1 protein-coding gene is annotated in these 404 nt (G+C 74.5%); it reads left to right on the top strand.

Annotated features, from left to right (window positions below):
- Positions 1-136: 136 nt before the first annotated feature.
- Positions 137-404, top strand: a 268-nt coding sequence (locus OOT08_RS02335) for a hypothetical protein (protein WP_325090941.1), incomplete at its 3' end; no start/stop codon positions are given.

Here is a 404-nt window from a genome sequence, read left to right on the forward strand (position 1 = left end):
CCGCCGGGCTCGCCGCGCTCGCTATCCGCCGCTTTCGCTGGCACGAGCCGGGTGACACCCCCAGGATCGTGCGGTAGGTTTCCACGTGGAAACTTAACCCGGCGCACCGCACCGGGGCCCAGAGAGCGGAGACCCCATGCGCGAGCACAGCCAGCACGACGGAGCCGCACGCAGCGCCGAGCAGGCGGCCCGGGCGCTCGGCCGGGTCGCCGACGCCGAGGCCCGCGCCGACGCGCTCCGCACGCCGCGAGCGGCGGCCAGCCTGACCGTGCTGTCGGCGCTGGGGGTGTGCGCGCTCGCCCTGGTCTGGCTGTTCATCGTGCTCACGAGCGACCCGGAGAGCGCCGGCGGGTTCCTCGTGCTGCCGCTGCTTCTCGGCCCGCTGATCTTCGGCCAGCAGCTCA

The sequence above is a fragment of the Leucobacter sp. M11 genome, from assembly GCF_035726885.1.
In the GTDB taxonomy this organism is placed as follows: domain Bacteria; phylum Actinomycetota; class Actinomycetes; order Actinomycetales; family Microbacteriaceae; genus JAPFRB01.